This window comes from Pseudooceanicola spongiae (assembly GCF_014899185.1).
Taxonomy (GTDB): domain Bacteria; phylum Pseudomonadota; class Alphaproteobacteria; order Rhodobacterales; family Rhodobacteraceae; genus Pseudooceanicola; species Pseudooceanicola spongiae.
Map to the genome: position 1 here is coordinate 664,235 of NZ_CP045201.1, position 14,401 is coordinate 678,635.

A 14,401-nucleotide genomic window follows, 5' to 3' on the forward strand; every position below is an offset into this window, starting at 1 on the left:
TATGCGAGTCGGGGGATTTGTGAACAAAGATAGAACATTGGCGCGGATTTGCAAGATTTGGGTCTTGGGCCGGTGGGCCAAGGGCACTTATCCGCCGGAAGTCGCCGAGAGCGGGGACGTTTAGAGCGAGGACGGCGGTTAGGACGGGAGGGTGGAAGGTAGTGCAGATGGCAGGGTGGATGGCGGTTCAGACGGCAGCTTGGACGGCGGCGCGGACTGTCCGAGGATCCAGCCCTCCCACTGCGTGACGCGGGGCGTGTCGGGGGCGCCTGAGGGGCGGTGACCGTCGAGCACGTCGAGCATCCCGAGCAGACCGATCAGCGCATCGAAGGGATCCTCGCCAGAGGGTTTGGGACCGAAGCCATCGGTGATGCTCTCTTGCAGACCGGGGGCGAGGGTGTGACCGCGCCGGGTGATGTGCGACAGGATTGCCGGGGCGACCGAGGCGCGGCCGGTCTGGGCGCGCTTGCTCCAGCGGGGGGCGCGGGGCAGGCCGATCTGGCCGTAGACTTCGCCCGGGTAGGTCTCGGCCACGGTGATGCCGCTGCGCAGCAGCGTGTGCAGCGGGCCGTGGAAGGGCCAGAGGCTGAGCTGGGCGAGGTTGGGTTGCAGCACCTCGCGCCAGCCGGTGATCGCGCCCTTGCCGACCTGATTGCCGCCCAGCGTCCAGAACAGCGCACAGGCGGCGGGGCGGTCGGGCGTGGCGGACTCGCACGCACGCAGCAGAGCGGCGGGTCCGGGCAGGGCGAGGCCGCTGAGCAGGTGGTCGCGCTTGGTGCCGCCGGGGCGTTTTGGGTAGAAGGGACGGTGCTGCGAGATCTGCGCTGGGGTTTCGCAGACGTCGAACCATTGCTCCCACGGCGGCGTGCCGAAGGCCCTGAGGGCGGCGGGAAAATCCGACAGGCCGGTGCGCGCGCCGTAGGCCGCAGGCAGGCCGATTGGGAAGTCGAAGCCGAGGAACAGCGCGCCCGGTGCGCGGGCCTGCAGGCGGGGCAGCAGGTCCTGCGTCGGGCCGACGGGCTCAGGGGCGGTGATGTGCCAGTGATCCGCTTTGCGCAGGGCCGTGGCCATCTGGCGTTTGTCTGGGTCCATGCTCCAGTCGCAATGGGCGACAAGGGCGGGTGTCGCGAGGGGTGTCGCGGCGTGGGTGGGCCGGGGCAGCGCATCGGCGACGAGACGGGCGATTTCAGCCGCGAGTTCGGTTGCGAAATCTTCGGTGATCGCGGCGATATGGGGCGTCAGAATGGTGTTGGGCAGGGTCGCAAAGCGCGGATCGGGCGTCGGCTCATCACGGAAGACGTCGAGGGCGGCGGCCTTGATGGTGCCGCAGGTCAGCGCCTCGATCAGGGCCTCCTCGTCGATGACGGAGCCGCGGGAGATGTTGATCAGCGCGCCGTTTGGGCCGAGGGCGCGCAGGATCGTGGCGTCGATCAGGCCAGTGGTGGCCGCGCCGCCCGGGACGGCGATGATCAGGAAGTCAGAGCGTTCGGCGAGCGTGGCAAGGTCAGGCTCGTGCGGCCATGGCGCGTCGGGGCGCGGGGTGCGGGTGTGGTAGATCGGCTTGAGGCCAGCCCCGGCGAGGCGGGTCGCGATCAGCCAGCCGATGCGGCCCAAGCCCACGACACCGACGGTCTTGCCCGCGACGCGGGTGCGGTGGCCGAAGTGCGCCTGCGCCCATGTGCCGGAGCGGACATGGGCATCGGCGTGGACGAGATCGCGGGCCAGCGCATAGAGCAGAGCGATCGCCATATCGGCGGTGTCGGAAGAGACCAGCGCGCCGGTGTCGCAGAGCGCAATGCCGCGCCGGGCGAGGTCATCTTGGTCGAACCGGTCGCGCCCGGCCCCGGCCGAGACGATGCGCGTGAGGTTGGGCAGCAGGTCGAGCAGCGCGGGAGGCGCGCCGTTCACGGCAGAGGTCACGGCGCAGGTGATGGCGTCGCGGCGGGCCTGTGGCAGGGCGGCGAGCTGATCGTGCGGGATCGGTGTGCCGAGGCGGCGCAGCTGGGCCTGAACGCTGTCCATCATGGAGCCCAGCAGCGCGATATCAGGCATCTTCGGACTTGTGCATCTCGGAATCGAGGAACAGCTGGCGCGTGGTCTCCCACGCGCGCCAGACCAGTTGCTCGGTGACGCTGCGGGCCTGCTCGACATGACCGGCGCGGATTTCGGCGACCATCTCGGCGTTGCTGGTGATCATCGAGGTCAGCATCTGCGGCATCTGGCGGTAGGCGCGGTAGCGATAGCGCAGGGCCGAGACGTCGAGCTGGCTGAGCAGGCGCACCAGAACGCCGTTGCCGCAGCGATTGTGCGACAGCAGGGTCATGCGGACGTTGGCCTCGAACCCGGCGAGGGGGTCGCCGCTGGTCTGGGCGGCGCGCATGGCGTCAAGCTCCACCTCCAGCGCGGCGGCGACGCGGGCGTGATCGGGCAGCGCGGCGAGCAGGCCGGAGCAGGCGGCCTCAAGCGGGGCGCGGCAGAGCGTGATCTCGTCCAGGGTCTGGACGGAAAGCTCGGTGACGCGGGTGCCGATGCGGGGGCGGCGTTCGACAAGGCCACGGTTCTCAAGGATCTGGAAGGCCTCGCGCAGGGGCGAGCGGGAGACGCCGAACTGGGCGCAGATCTCGACCTCGCGCAGCTTTTCACCGGGCGGGAAGGTTTCGCGCACGATGGCCGCTTCGAGACGGTCGGCGACCTCAAGCCCGATGGGGCGCAGGTTCAGCTGGGCATTGAGCTGGGTCATCGTGTCAGTCACGCCGTCCGAACAGAAGGTCGGCGGCGACCACCAGAACGAGGGTCATCAGGATGGAGACGGTGGACACGGCGGCGGCCTCGGGGGTGAAATTGAAACGCAGGTAGTCAAACAGCTGGATCGGCAGGGGTGCGGACCCGGTGCCCTTGAGGATGAAGGAAATCCCGAAGGTATCAAAGCTGATGATGAAGGCGAAAACCGCCCCCGTCGAGAGGCCGGGTGCAATCAGCGGCAGAGTCACGCGACGGAAGGCAGTGTAGCGCGACGCCCCCAGCGTGCGGGCAGCGAGTTCGATCGAGTCGTCGCGCCCCTGCAGCGAGGTGTTCACGTTGAGGAAGATGAACGGCAGGGTCATCAGCACGTGGCCGGTGAACAGGGCGATCTTGTGCTCGGTGCCGACGCCGATCTCATAAAAGAAGAACAGCAGGGCGATGGCGGTCAGGATTTCCGGCAGGATCAGCGGCAGCAGGACGGCGATGCGCACCGCCTCGGCGTGTTTGCCGGCGTGGCGGGTGAAGTAGAGCGAAGCCATGGTGCCCAGCACCAGCGAGACGGCCGTCGCGCAGGCGGCCAGCGTCGCGGAATAGGCGATGGCGTTGAGGAAGATGTCGTTGTTCAGGAAGGTCCAGAACCAGCGCAGGCTGAGGCCTTGGGGCGGGAAGGTCAGGAAGTTGCCTGCGTTCAGCGAGGCGAGGACCACGACAACGATGGGTGCCAACAGGAAGACATAGACCAGCGTGCGGAACAGGGCGAGCAGGGGGGTGGCGATACGCATCTCAGGTCCACTTCATGCGGGTCAGGCGGGCGAAGATCAGCACGACGATCCCGGCGGTGACGGCAAGGATCAGCGCCATGGCCGAGCCAAAGGGCCATTGGTACTGGTCGATCAGGGCGTCAATCACCAACAGCGTGGTGGTCTTGACGCGCATGCCCCCGACAAGTGAGGGCGTGACGTAGGAGGAGATCGCCAGCACGAAGACCAGGATGCAGCCTGCCTGAACGCCGGGCATCGAGACGGGAAAGGTCACGCGGCGGAAGATGGTGAAGCGGCGTGCGCCGAGCGAGCGGGCGGCTTGGGCGATGGCGGGGTCGATGCTTTGCAGCGATGACAGCAGCGGCAGCACCATGAACGGCAGGAAGACATGCGCCAGCGCAAGGATGACGCCGAAGTTGTTGTACATCAGCGGCAGCGGCCGGTCGATCAGGCCGAGGTTGCGCAGGGACGAGTTGATGACGCCGGAGTTGCCCAGAAGGATGGTCCAGCCGTAGCTGCGCACCACGATGCCGACCAGAAGCGGTGACAGCACGATGCCATAGAGCAGACCCCGCCAGCGGCGCGAGGCGGTCGCGATATGCAGGGCGATGGGATAGCCGAGCACGAGGCAGACAAAGGTCGTCGCCATGCCCAGCGCAAGCGAGCTTGGCAGCGACAGCGCATAGTAGGGCTGGCTGAAGAACTGCTGGTAGCCCTCAAGGCTGAACCCCTGACCGTAGGGCTGGCCGTCGGCGGGGGCGCGAAAGCTCATCAGCAGGACGGTGACATACGGCAGGATCACGAAGAAGAAGATCAGCGCGGCAGTGGGGACGATCAGGAGGGTGGCGCGGAACCGCTTCATTGCGCGCTCTCCGCATCGGGCAGGGGCCAGAGGCGGGCGGGATCGAAGCAGAGACCAACCGAGTCGCCCTCGGCGAAGTGCTGCGTCGTGGGGCCGGTGACGAACAGCGGGCCGCAGTCGGTCGCGACGCTGTATTCGACATGGCCGCCGCTGAAGTAGCGCTTCTCGATCCGGCCCGGAAGCTGGCCGAGGTCGGCGCTGGTCAGGGTGATCTGTTCGGGGCGGGCCATGACGCGCAGACGGCTCTGCCCTGAGGGCGCTGGGCGCGTGATCTGCAGTGTGGCACCGCCGGGCAGGGTGACGGTGGTGCCCTGTGCATCGGTCCGGGCGATGGGGAGGTCGAGGATATTGGCGTTGCCGACAAAGCGCGCGACGCGTTCGGACGCGGGGCGGTTGTAGACATCTTCGGGGGTCGCGGCCTGCGCGATCTCGCCGTCGAACATGACGACGACGCGGTCGGACATGGTCATCGCCTCGTTCTGGTCATGGGTGACGTAGATCGTGGTGATGCCGACGCGCTTTTGCAGATCGCGGATGAAACCGCGCATCTCGTCGCGCAGCTTGGCGTCGAGGTTGGCAAGGGGTTCGTCGAGCAGCAGGATCGCAGGCTCGATCACAAGGGCGCGGGCAAGGGCGACACGCTGCTGCTGACCACCCGAGAGCTTCTTGGGGTAGCGATCAGCATAGGGGGTGAGCTGGACCATCTCCATCGCGCGGGCGACGCGCTGGGCGATCTCGGCCTTGGGGACGTGGCGCATCTCGAGCCCGAAGGCGAGGTTCTGCGTCACAGTCATATGGGGGAAGAGTGCGTAGGACTGGAAGACCATGCCGATATCGCGGTCCTCGGGCAGTTTGCGCGAGATGTCCTTGTTGTCGAAGCAGATACGACCGTCGGTGATATCCTCGAAGCCGGCGATGCATTTCAGCGTGGTCGACTTGCCGCAGCCCGAGGGGCCGAGCAGGGAGACGAATTCACCGTGGTTGACGTCGAGCGAGATCGCCTTGAGCGCGGCAGTCTTGCCGTAGAACTTCTGCAGCGAGCGGAGGGAGACTTCGGTCATGGGATGAGGGCCGTTTCTGGATGAAAAGCCCGCCCGGCAGAGAGGCAGGCCGAACCTGGAAAAAAGCCCGCCCTGCACGAGGCAGAGCGGGAAGTTGGGGAGGTAACGGGGGTTAAGCGCCGAAGATCTCGTTCCAGCGGCGCGAAATTTCTTCGGCGTTGTCGTTCATCAGGTCCCAGTCCCAAGCGATGAACTGATCCATCGCGGCACCGGAGACGGGAACGTCGCGGGCCAGATCTTCGGGCACCGTCACGGTCTTGTTGACGGGGGAGACGAAGAATTCACGCATCAGCAGATCCTGACCGACCGGGCTGAGCACGAAGTCGAGGTACTGGTAGGCCGCATCACGCGCCGGGGTGTTCTTGCAGATGTTGAAGGTCTGGTCCCACATCATCAGCCCCTCGGCGGGGATGGTGCAATCGACGGGCAGGCCCTGATTGCGCAGACGGGCAATCTCACCGAAGTCGAAGGGGGCGATGGCGATTTCGCCGGTGGCCATGGCCGTGCTCATGTTGAAGTCGGTCTGGTAGACGGGGCCGAGTTCCTTGAGCATCTCGAAGCCGGTGTCGAGATCGTCCATGCCTTTGCCGTACATCATGGAGGTCAGCATCAGGAACATCTTACCGGCGGAGTTCTTGATGTTGTAGAGACCGATGCGGCCCTTGAACTCGGGGTTCTCCCAGAGATCCTTCCACGAGGTCGGGGGGGTAGAGACCATATCGCTGCGATAGCCCAGACCGATGGGAGAGATCAGCCCGACAGCGGCCCAGCCCTTGGAGGCTTCGGTCGCGACGGGATAGAGATCGGCGTAGTTCGGCAGCTTGGCGAGGTCGAGTTCCTCGAAGTAGCCCTCAGAGCGCAGGACGGTGGCGTAGATCTCGTTCGTCATCAGGCAGCTGTAGGGCGGGTTCTCGGTGCCGGCGGCGCGCAGGTTGGTCATGTAGGTGCGCCCAAGGCCGATATCGAGCGTCGGCTCGATCCCGGTCTCTTTGGTGAAGCCGGGCACGAGGGTGTCACGCCAGAACTTTTCCCAGGACCCGCCATAGGTGGTGATCACGAGGTTTTCTGCCTGCGCATAAACCGCGGGCACGTTGAGGATGGAAGCGCCGCCCAGGGCGACAAGCGCCTTGAGCATGTGGCGACGGTTCAGTTCGATCATATGGGTGGTTCCCTGTTGCTGGGTGCCTGTACGGTGCCTTGCGGGCCCTCAGGACGTTTTTTTGCGGTAGTCGTAGTTCTTGTTGAGCCGTTCCAGCAGATACTCGCCATAGAGCACCGGCTGCATCTGCGGGGTTTCACCGGCCTCAAGCATCTGCGCTGGGCATTCCACCAGAGCACGCATCGAGGGGTCATAGAAGAACGGCTGCGAATAGCGGTCGCGGCGGCTGAGGTTCTTCACCCGGTGGGGGGTAGAGACAAAACGCCCGTTGGACCATTTCGCAAGGATATCACCGACGTTCATCACGAAGGTGCCCTCAATGGGGGGCGCGGGGATCCAGTCGCCACGCTTGTTGCGCACCTCAAGCCCGCCGACGTTGTCCTGCTTGAGCAGGGTGACAAAGCCATAGTCGGTATGGGGAGCGGAGCCGAACAGCTCTTCCTCGTCCTTCTGCTCGGGGTAGTGCAGCAGACGCAGGAACAAGGTCGGGTCCTGGAAGTGGGGGGCGAACCAATCCCGCGGCAGGCCCAGCGCTTCAGCAAGGCCTTCGGCAATGCGCGCGCCAAGCTTGGTCATCTCGGCCATATAGGCTTTGGCAGTCTGTTCGACCTCGGGGAGGCTCTCGGGGAACTGGTTGGGGCCTTGCAGCGGCTCACCGGCATGGGGGGCGCCCTCGGGCACCTCATGCATGACCATCAGGCTTTCGGACTGGTTCGGCTTGGTCACCTTGGCCACCGAAGACGTCACGATCGTCGAGGTCGACATCGGCATGTAGCCACGGTGGAACTCGTTGATCTTGAGCGCGGCCTTCTCCTCCTCGGGGAGGGCGTGGGTGGCCACGTTCATCTGCCGCATCCGCTCGACCAGGTCCTCGGGGACGCCATGGTTGGACAGATAGGCAAAGCCGGATGTTTCAAGCGCGGCCTTCAGCGCGGCAACCGCCGCGGCCCGATCCTGCTCCGATGCCTCATTTGCGAGCCCGGAAAGGTCCACGATGGGAATGTTGTCGAATTCACCTTTCACACTGCACCTCTTGTTTGCATATTGTATACCAAAATGAAGCATTGCCGTATGGGAAGCTCTGCCGGGACCGGGACGCGAAAAAATCTCGACCCCTGTGCCGTCGCGCACAAAATTGCAGCGCAGAGTCACCTTATGGTTGCACCCCTCCCTGGAAAAGGACCCCTCCTATGCCGCGTATTCCCGTTATCATCGACACTGACCCGGGGCAGGACGACGCTTTTGCGATCCTGCTGGCGCTGGGCGCCCCTGAGCTGGAGGTGCTGGGCCTGACCACGGTCGCCGGAAACATGGGGCTGGAGCAGACCACCGATAACGCCCGCCGCATTGTCGAGCTGGCCGGGCGGGGCGATCTGGCGGTGACGGCGGGCTGTCCGCGCCCCTTGCTGCGCGCGCCGCGCCCGGTGCCCGAGATCCACGGCGAGACCGGGATTGACGGCTGGGACTGGGCGCCCGCGCGTCAGGGGCCGACAGAGGGGCACGCGGTGGACTTCATCGTGCAGAGCGTGCTGGCCCATCCTGAGCCGGTGACGCTGATTGCGCTGGGCCCGCAGACCAATATCGCGATGGCTTTGCGCCGTGCGCCCGAGATGGCGCAGAATATTGCGCGCATCGTCTTCATGGGGGGCGGCTACTTTGAGGGCGGCAACATGACCCCCGCCGCCGAGTACAACATCCTTGTCGACCCAGAGGCGGCGCGCATCGTGCTGGGCGCGGGCATCCCGGTGACGGCGGTGCCGCTGGATTGCACCCACGCCGCACCCGCGCCGGTGAACTGGTCGGCCAGTCTCGCGGCCCATGGCGGCGACGTGATGCTGGCCTGCGCGGGGATGATGGAGTTCTTCGAGCGTTACGGGAATGCGAAATACGGCACCGCCTCGCGGCCGCTGCATGATGCCGTGGCAGTGGCGGCGCTGATCTGGCCCGAGCTGTTCACCGGGCGGCTCTGCCCCGTCGATGTGGAATGCGCGGGTGAGCTGACGACGGGGATGACCGTGGTCGACTGGCTGCGCCAGACCGGCAATCCCGACAATTGCCTGTGGCTGAACGGCTGCACCGACCCGGCCGAGCTTTATGCCCGGATCGAGGGCGCGTTGCTGACGCTACGCGCGCCCGTCTGAGCTTTCCGCGACGCGCTGGGACGGGAGGGGTCTGACAGCGCGTCGGGGTTCGGAAAGTGGAATGGAACTCCCGTCCGGCGGGTGTTCGTGAGGGCCGATGCCTGTCGCCTTGTTGTGGCGCGCGGCTGCGTAGATTTAAAAATACCATTTGAAATCAGATGTATGGTCATCCGTTTCGATGGAAACCAATCCCTGAGCTGAAGGGGCTGCTGACACCAAGGCATCCGCTGTTTCAATCGGAGAGAGCCTCGGCTCCATCCTGTATCGCAACGGGACGAAGCTGGCGGAATGACCCTCTATCTTGTGGCCCTTTTGGTTTTCATGATCGTCGGTGTGCCGATTGCCTTTTCGCTGGGGCTGGCCCCGGTCGCTTATCTGCTGATCAACGATCAGTGGCGGCTGATGATCGGCTTGCCGCAAAAGATGATCGCCGGGATCGACAGCTTTGTGCTGCTGACCATGCCGTTCTTCATTCTGGCGGGCAACCTGATGGATTCGGAGAACCTGACGCGTCAGGTCCTGCGCTTTGCGCAGATGCTGGTGGGCCGGGTCAAGGGCGGGCTGGCGGTGGTCAAGGGCGTCTCTTCTATGATGTTTTCCGGTGTCTCGGGGGCGGCGACGGCCGAGGCTTCGGCCATCGGGGCGGTGATGATCCCGGCGCTGTTCCTGCCGGTGATCATCGTCGGGGGCATCCGCTTGGTCGTGTTCACCCCGACCGAGGCAGTGGTGGCGCTCTGTGCGCGGCTGATCGGCACGCTGCTCTATCGCACGCTGTCGGGCTCAAGCATCGCGCAGGCCTTCTTTGACACGGCGACGATGACGGCGGGGGTGATGCTGATTGTGGCCATGGCCTCGATGAGCGCGTTCATTCTGCGGATTGAGAATATCCCGCGCGCCATTGCCATCGGCATGCGCAGCATCAGCGCACAGCCTTGGATCATGACCCTGCTGCTGAACCTCGTGCTGCTGGTGCTGGGCCTGTCTCTGGAGCCGCTGGCGGCGCTGGTGCTGGCGATGCCGATCCTGAACGAGGTGTTTGCGCTGCTGGAGATCAAAGCGGTGCAGTTCGGCGTGCTGGTCGTGCAGAACCTGATGATCGGGATGATCACGCCGCTGGTGGGGCTGTGTCTGTTCATCGTCGCGGCCATCAGCAAGCAGCGGCTGGAAAAGGTCGCCCACGCCATTCTGCCAATGATCGGCATCTGCCTGATCGTGCTGGTTCTGATCGCCTTCGTGCCTTTCCTGTCACTGCCAGCTTTCTTCCGAGCTTAAGCATGACGGACATGACCAACTCCAACACCACCAACCAGTCAACGGTGGCGGCTTTCTCGATTCTTGAGGAAGTGGCGGCGCAGTCCCAGCCCAGCCGGGTGACGGATCTGGGGATCCCGCTGGGGATGCCGCGTGCCCGGGTCTATCGTTATCTGCAGACGCTGGTCAGCCTTGGCTGTGTGCTTCAGGACCCTGTGACCGAGCGCTATCGGCTGAGGCTGAAGCTGTTTCACATCGGCCAGGCGATTGCGGATGGCACGCAGCTGACCTCGGTGACGCGGGGCCGGTGCATGCCTGCATGGTCGCCGAACTGACCGAAAGCCCCAAGGGGATCTATCCTCCGCTGGCCTCGGTTCTGTCGGCCTTCGGCACTCTGGTGACGCCGGTGCGGATCGAGCGCGCGGCAGACCCGCGCAAGCTCCGCAGCACCTGCGATATTCTGGCGCTGTTCTAGGCAGAGTATCACCGCCAGTACGTACTGAAACTGGACGGGATGAAGGTCGAGATCGTCAACGGGCTGGTCACGGCGGCGGTCAGGCCCCAGATGACAGCGCCCGTGTCACGCAAACCCGGCCTGTGCAGATCCGGGGCGCGGCGCAGGAGGTGCCGGTGTGGCAGCGCGTTAGCATCACCAGTGTCGACCGCATTGCCGGCCCGGTGATCGTCGAAGAGCGCGAAACCACGATTTTTGTCCTCTCTGGCTGTCAGGTGACCCGCCAAGAAAGCGGCAGCTTGGTTGCCGAAAAAGTCGCAACTGAAAGGGACGCAAACTGATGGACGGCGTTAAACTGCAAGTCCTCTGGAGCAACCTGATCGGGATCGTCAGCGAACAGGCCTGCGCCCTGCAACGCAACGCCTTCAGCCCCATCGTGCGCGAAGCCGGGGACCTCTCCAATGCTCTGTTCGATGAGCAGGCGCACATGGTGGCACAGGCGGTGACGGGCACGCTGGGGCACTTTTTTGACATCACCCTCCTGTCGCCGATCTTTCGCGGCGATCGCATCATCGCCTATGCCGGATCGACGATCCACCACTCTGATATCGGCGGCTATGGCATCGGATCGGGGGCCCGCGACATCCATGAGGAGGGCCTCGGGATCCTGACGATGAAGCTCTATGAGGCGGGCAGGCCGAACGAGACGCTGTTCCAGATCATCCGCCGCAATGTGCCCCCGCCGGAGGCGCTGATGGGCGATCTTGGGGCTCAGGTGTCGTAGGGCATCATCGCCTCGGACCGGCTGAACGCGCTTTGCGATCGCTATGAACTGGAGGATATTTCCGAGCTTTCACAAGGGATTATCACCCGATCCGAAAAAATGACGCGCGAGGCCATGCGCAAGCTGCCGGGCGGGACCTATCACGGGGCGTCATGCTTTGATGGGCCGGGCGGGCAGGTGATCGACCTGCAGGTGGCCGTCACTGTCGAGGCGAAAAGGGCGAGATCCTCATCGATTTGAAGGCTCTTCGCCGCCGTCTTTGATGGGGATCAACGCAGGCTCGCTGGCGCCGATCCGCCTGAAATTGCCGGAGGGTTGCGTGGTCAATGCCAAGTACCCCTCGCACGTCAATGCGCGCCATCTCGGCCGTGTGTGATCCGACGCAGATGTCGCGCGGTGTGATGGCGGCGGCGCGGCAGGGCTGTTTCTGGGCCAACCCGCGCGCGAAGGTGAAGGGGCAGAGCAGGGGGCGAATCTGTGCGTGCTGGGCACCGATCAGAGCTTCGTGGTGCAGGGCGCGAAACGGGCGCCGGCCGAGATGACCGGAGCGCGGGGCGCGCCGGAGGGTTAGGGCCGCAGAGCGCGAAACGGCGCAATTTGGCCTGTCGGTATTGCGTCGGTATCTGAACGGTATCCGAACGGTGCGATGTTTCGCAGGCGAGCGGCGGTGAACGTGACGACAGGCAGGGGCTGGCGCGGCGTCGGGCAGGCTGAAATCCGGTGGGCGAGGCGTAAAGTTTTACACATTTGCGGGAGGGTGGTGGTGTAGCGTGGCGTCAACCACCGCCGATCAGGCGTGCAAACTCGGGATGCGCTTGACGGGGCGGCCCCATGCCTGACAGAACGAACAACCAAGACGCGGCTCGCAAAGGACGCTCGATGAAATTCCGTTTCCCCATCGTCATCATCGACGAAGACTTCCGCTCCGAGAACACCTCGGGGCTTGGCATCCGGGCGCTGGCCGATGCCATCGAGGCCGAAGGCATCGAGGTGCTTGGCGTCACCAGCTATGGCGACCTGTCGCAGTTCGCCCAGCAACAAAGCCGGGCCTCGGCCTTCGTGCTGTCCATCGACGACGAAGAATTCACCGCAGGGCCAGAGCTGGACCCGGCGGTTGAAAAACTGCGCGCCTTCATCGACGAAGTGCGCTGGAAAAACGCCGATGTGCCGATCTTCCTGCACGGCGAGACCAAGACCTCGCGCCACCTGCCCAATGGCATCCTGCGCGAGCTGCACGGCTTCATCCACATGTTCGAGGACACGCCGGAGTTCGTCGCCAAGCACCTGATCCGTGAGGCGAAGGTGTATCTTGAGGGCATCAAGCCGCCGTTCTTCAAGCAGCTGCTGGAATATGCCGAGGACGGGTCCTATTCCTGGCACTGCCCGGGGCACTCGGGGGGCGTCGCCTTCCTGAAATCCCCCATCGGCCAGATGTATCACCAGTTCTACGGCGAAAACATGCTGCGCGCGGATGTCTGCAACGCGGTCGAGGAGCTGGGCCAGCTGCTGGATCACAACGGGGCGATTGGCGCGTCCGAGCGCAATGCGGCGCGCATTTTCAACGCGGACCATTGCTTTTTCGTGACCAACGGCACCAGCACCAGCAACAAGATGGTCTGGCACCACACGGTTGCGCCGGGCGATGTCGTCGTGGTGGACCGCAACTGTCACAAGTCGATCCTGCACGCCATCATCATGACCGGCGCGATCCCTGTGTTCCTGCGCCCGACGCGCAACCAGTGGGGCATCATCGGCCCGATCCAGAAGTCCGAGTTCGAGCCGGAGGCGATCCGCGCCAAGATCCGCGCCAACCCGCTGCTGAAGGATTACGACGCGGATACGGTGCGCCCGCGCATCATGACGCTGACGCAATCGACCTATGACGGCGTGCTCTATAACACCGAAGTCATCAAGGGCATGCTCGACGGCTGGATCGACAACCTGCACTTTGACGAAGCCTGGCTGCCGCATGCTGCCTTCCACCCGTTCTATGGCCAGTTCCACGCCATGGGGCTGAAACGCGGTCGCACCAAAAAGTCGATGACCTATGCGACGCAATCGGTCCACAAGCTGCTGGCCGGCATCAGTCAGGCGAGCCATGTTCTGGTGCAGGACAGCGAGGAAGTGCAGCTGGACCGGCCGCTCTTCAACGAGAGCTATCTGATGCACACCTCCACCAGCCCGCAGTATTCGATCATTGCCAGCTGCGATGTCGCGGCGGCGATGATGGAGCCTCCGGGTGGCACGGCGCTGGTCGAGGAGAGCATCGTCGAGGCGTTGGATTTCCGCCGCGCCATGGGCAAGGTCGACGAGGAATACGGTGCCGACGACTGGTGGTTCCGGGTCTGGGGCCCGGAAGATTTCGACCATACCGAAGACGGTATGGGCGAGGCCAGCGACTGGGTGTTGCAGAAGACCAACGCGGATGGCGCGATCTCGGGCGGCGGCGAGAGCTGGCACGGCTTTGGCGACATGGCCCCCGGTTTCAACATGCTGGACCCGATCAAGGCGACGATCATCACGCCGGGTCTCGACCTTGACGGGCGCTTTGACGAGAGCGGGATTCCGGCCTCCATCGTGTCGAAATACCTCGCCGAGCATGGCGTTGTCGTTGAAAAGACCGGGCTTTACAGCTTCTTCATCCTGTTCACCATCGGCATCACCAAGGGCCGCTGGAACACGCTGCTGGCCGCCTTGCAACAGTTCAAGGACGACTACGATCGCAACCAGCCGCTTTGGCGGGTGATGCCGGAGTTCTGCGCCAAGCATCCGCGCTATGAGGGCATGGGTCTGAAGGATCTGAGCCTGCATGTGCACAAGCTCTATGCCAAGTACGACGTGGCGCGGCTGTCGACCGAGATCTATCTGACGGACCACCATCCGGCGATGACGCCCTCGGATGCCTTCGCCCATATCGCGCGGCGCAAGACCCAGCGGGTGCCGATCGATGAGCTGGAGGGGCGGATCACAACCAGCCTCGTCACACCTTATCCGCCGGGGATCCCGCTGTTGATCCCGGGCGAGGTGTTCAATGCGCGCATCGTCGATTACCTGCGCTTCAACCGTGAATTCGCGCAGGAATGCCCCGGATTTGAGACCGATATTCACGGGCTGGTGCATGAAGCGGGCGCGGATGGCGAGATGCAGTATTTCGCGGATTGCGTCGCCGTCTGATCTGGCAGTGAC

13 protein-coding genes and 1 pseudogene are annotated in these 14,401 nt (G+C 64.5%); 7 read left to right on the forward strand and 7 right to left on the reverse strand.

The genetic code is table 11. From position 1 onward, the window contains the following. Positions 1 to 138: 138 nt before the first annotated feature. The 7 genes from F3W81_RS03135 to F3W81_RS03165 all read right to left on the reverse strand — a co-directional run bounded on the left by F3W81_RS03135 (position 139) and on the right by F3W81_RS03165 (position 7,608). Positions 139 to 2,052, reverse strand: a complete 1,914-nt coding sequence (locus tag F3W81_RS03135) for an NAD(P)-dependent oxidoreductase (protein ID WP_193082217.1) — start codon at positions 2,050 to 2,052, stop codon at positions 139 to 141. Then, positions 2,045 to 2,740, reverse strand: a complete 696-nt coding sequence (locus tag F3W81_RS03140) for a GntR family transcriptional regulator (protein ID WP_193082218.1) — start codon at positions 2,738 to 2,740, stop codon at positions 2,045 to 2,047. The genes F3W81_RS03135 and F3W81_RS03140 overlap by 8 nt, the downstream gene beginning before the upstream one ends. A 4-nt stretch (positions 2,741 to 2,744) precedes the next feature. Next, on the reverse strand, positions 2,745 to 3,524 hold the full coding sequence (locus tag F3W81_RS03145; RefSeq protein ID WP_193082219.1) for an ABC transporter permease: 780 nt from the start codon (positions 3,522 to 3,524) through the stop codon (positions 2,745 to 2,747). A gap of 1 nt (position 3,525) precedes the next feature. Continuing rightward, the gene (locus tag F3W81_RS03150) at positions 3,526 to 4,365 is read right to left on the reverse strand and encodes an ABC transporter permease (protein WP_193082220.1); all 840 of its coding nucleotides are present in this window, start codon (positions 4,363 to 4,365) and stop codon (positions 3,526 to 3,528) included. Further along, the gene (locus F3W81_RS03155; RefSeq protein WP_193082221.1) at positions 4,362 to 5,426 is read right to left on the reverse strand and encodes an ABC transporter ATP-binding protein; all 1,065 of its coding nucleotides are present in this window, start codon (positions 5,424 to 5,426) and stop codon (positions 4,362 to 4,364) included. Before F3W81_RS03155 ends, F3W81_RS03150 begins: the two co-directional genes overlap by 4 nt. A gap of 112 nt (positions 5,427 to 5,538) precedes the next feature. Then, on the reverse strand, positions 5,539 to 6,585 hold the full coding sequence (locus F3W81_RS03160) for an ABC transporter substrate-binding protein (protein WP_193082222.1): 1,047 nt from the start codon (positions 6,583 to 6,585) through the stop codon (positions 5,539 to 5,541). 48 nt (positions 6,586 to 6,633) lie between these two features. Then, the gene (locus F3W81_RS03165; protein ID WP_226941829.1) at positions 6,634 to 7,608 is read right to left on the reverse strand and encodes an isopenicillin N synthase family dioxygenase; all 975 of its coding nucleotides are present in this window, start codon (positions 7,606 to 7,608) and stop codon (positions 6,634 to 6,636) included. Between the two features lie 167 nt (positions 7,609 to 7,775). Between F3W81_RS03165 and F3W81_RS03170 the strand changes: the two genes are divergently transcribed. The 7 genes and pseudogenes from F3W81_RS03170 (at position 7,776) to F3W81_RS03205 (ending at position 14,389) form a co-directional block, all read left to right on the forward strand. After that, complete coding sequence (locus tag F3W81_RS03170) at positions 7,776 to 8,726, forward strand: nucleoside hydrolase (protein ID WP_193082224.1); 951 nt, start codon at positions 7,776 to 7,778, stop codon at positions 8,724 to 8,726. A 288-nt stretch (positions 8,727 to 9,014) separates the two neighbouring features. After that, entirely contained in the window at positions 9,015 to 9,998 is a 984-nt protein-coding gene (locus tag F3W81_RS03175; RefSeq protein ID WP_193082225.1) for a TRAP transporter large permease subunit, read from the forward strand. A 2-nt stretch (positions 9,999 to 10,000) separates the two neighbouring features. Beyond that, positions 10,001 to 10,312 carry a helix-turn-helix domain-containing protein gene (locus F3W81_RS03180; protein WP_226941830.1) on the forward strand — a complete coding sequence of 104 codons (312 nt, stop codon included), beginning with the start codon at positions 10,001 to 10,003 and terminating at the stop codon, positions 10,310 to 10,312. Then, positions 10,297 to 10,452, forward strand: coding sequence for a hypothetical protein (locus F3W81_RS03185; protein WP_193082227.1), 156 nt, complete (start codon positions 10,297 to 10,299; stop codon positions 10,450 to 10,452). Before F3W81_RS03180 ends, F3W81_RS03185 begins: the two co-directional genes overlap by 16 nt. A gap of 122 nt (positions 10,453 to 10,574) precedes the next feature. Further along, positions 10,575 to 10,772 (forward strand): hypothetical protein, encoded by a 198-nt coding sequence (locus tag F3W81_RS20985; RefSeq protein WP_264298885.1) that lies wholly within the window; start codon positions 10,575 to 10,577, stop codon positions 10,770 to 10,772. Then, positions 10,772 to 11,455 (forward strand): annotated as a pseudogene (locus F3W81_RS20710) (hydantoinase B/oxoprolinase family protein). The gene F3W81_RS20985 and the pseudogene F3W81_RS20710 overlap by 1 nt, the downstream one beginning before the upstream one ends. A 639-nt stretch (positions 11,456 to 12,094) precedes the next feature. Next, positions 12,095 to 14,389, forward strand: coding sequence for an arginine/lysine/ornithine decarboxylase (locus F3W81_RS03205; RefSeq protein ID WP_193082230.1), 2,295 nt, complete (start codon positions 12,095 to 12,097; stop codon positions 14,387 to 14,389). Positions 14,390 to 14,401: the final 12 nt, after the last annotated feature.

What these genes read in the sequence shown, in the direction of transcription:
- F3W81_RS03155 (WP_193082221.1), bottom strand. Translation starts at nt 5,426, where the DNA reads ATGACCGAAGTCTCCCTCCGCTCGCTGCAGAAGTTCTACGGCAAGACT.
- F3W81_RS03180 (WP_226941830.1), top strand. Translation starts at nt 10,001, where the DNA reads ATGACGGACATGACCAACTCCAACACCACCAACCAGTCAACGGTGGCG.
- F3W81_RS03140 (WP_193082218.1), bottom strand. Translation starts at nt 2,740, where the DNA reads ATGACCCAGCTCAATGCCCAGCTGAACCTGCGCCCCATCGGGCTTGAG.
- F3W81_RS03205 (WP_193082230.1), top strand. Translation starts at nt 12,095, where the DNA reads ATGAAATTCCGTTTCCCCATCGTCATCATCGACGAAGACTTCCGCTCC.
- F3W81_RS03170 (WP_193082224.1), top strand. Translation starts at nt 7,776, where the DNA reads ATGCCGCGTATTCCCGTTATCATCGACACTGACCCGGGGCAGGACGAC.
- F3W81_RS03135 (WP_193082217.1), bottom strand. Translation starts at nt 2,052, where the DNA reads ATGCCTGATATCGCGCTGCTGGGCTCCATGATGGACAGCGTTCAGGCC.
- F3W81_RS03175 (WP_193082225.1), top strand. Translation starts at nt 9,015, where the DNA reads ATGACCCTCTATCTTGTGGCCCTTTTGGTTTTCATGATCGTCGGTGTG.
- F3W81_RS03145 (WP_193082219.1), bottom strand. Translation starts at nt 3,524, where the DNA reads ATGCGTATCGCCACCCCCCTGCTCGCCCTGTTCCGCACGCTGGTCTAT.
- F3W81_RS03160 (WP_193082222.1), bottom strand. Translation starts at nt 6,585, where the DNA reads ATGATCGAACTGAACCGTCGCCACATGCTCAAGGCGCTTGTCGCCCTG.
- F3W81_RS03150 (WP_193082220.1), bottom strand. Translation starts at nt 4,365, where the DNA reads ATGAAGCGGTTCCGCGCCACCCTCCTGATCGTCCCCACTGCCGCGCTG.
- F3W81_RS03185 (WP_193082227.1), top strand. Translation starts at nt 10,297, where the DNA reads ATGGTCGCCGAACTGACCGAAAGCCCCAAGGGGATCTATCCTCCGCTG.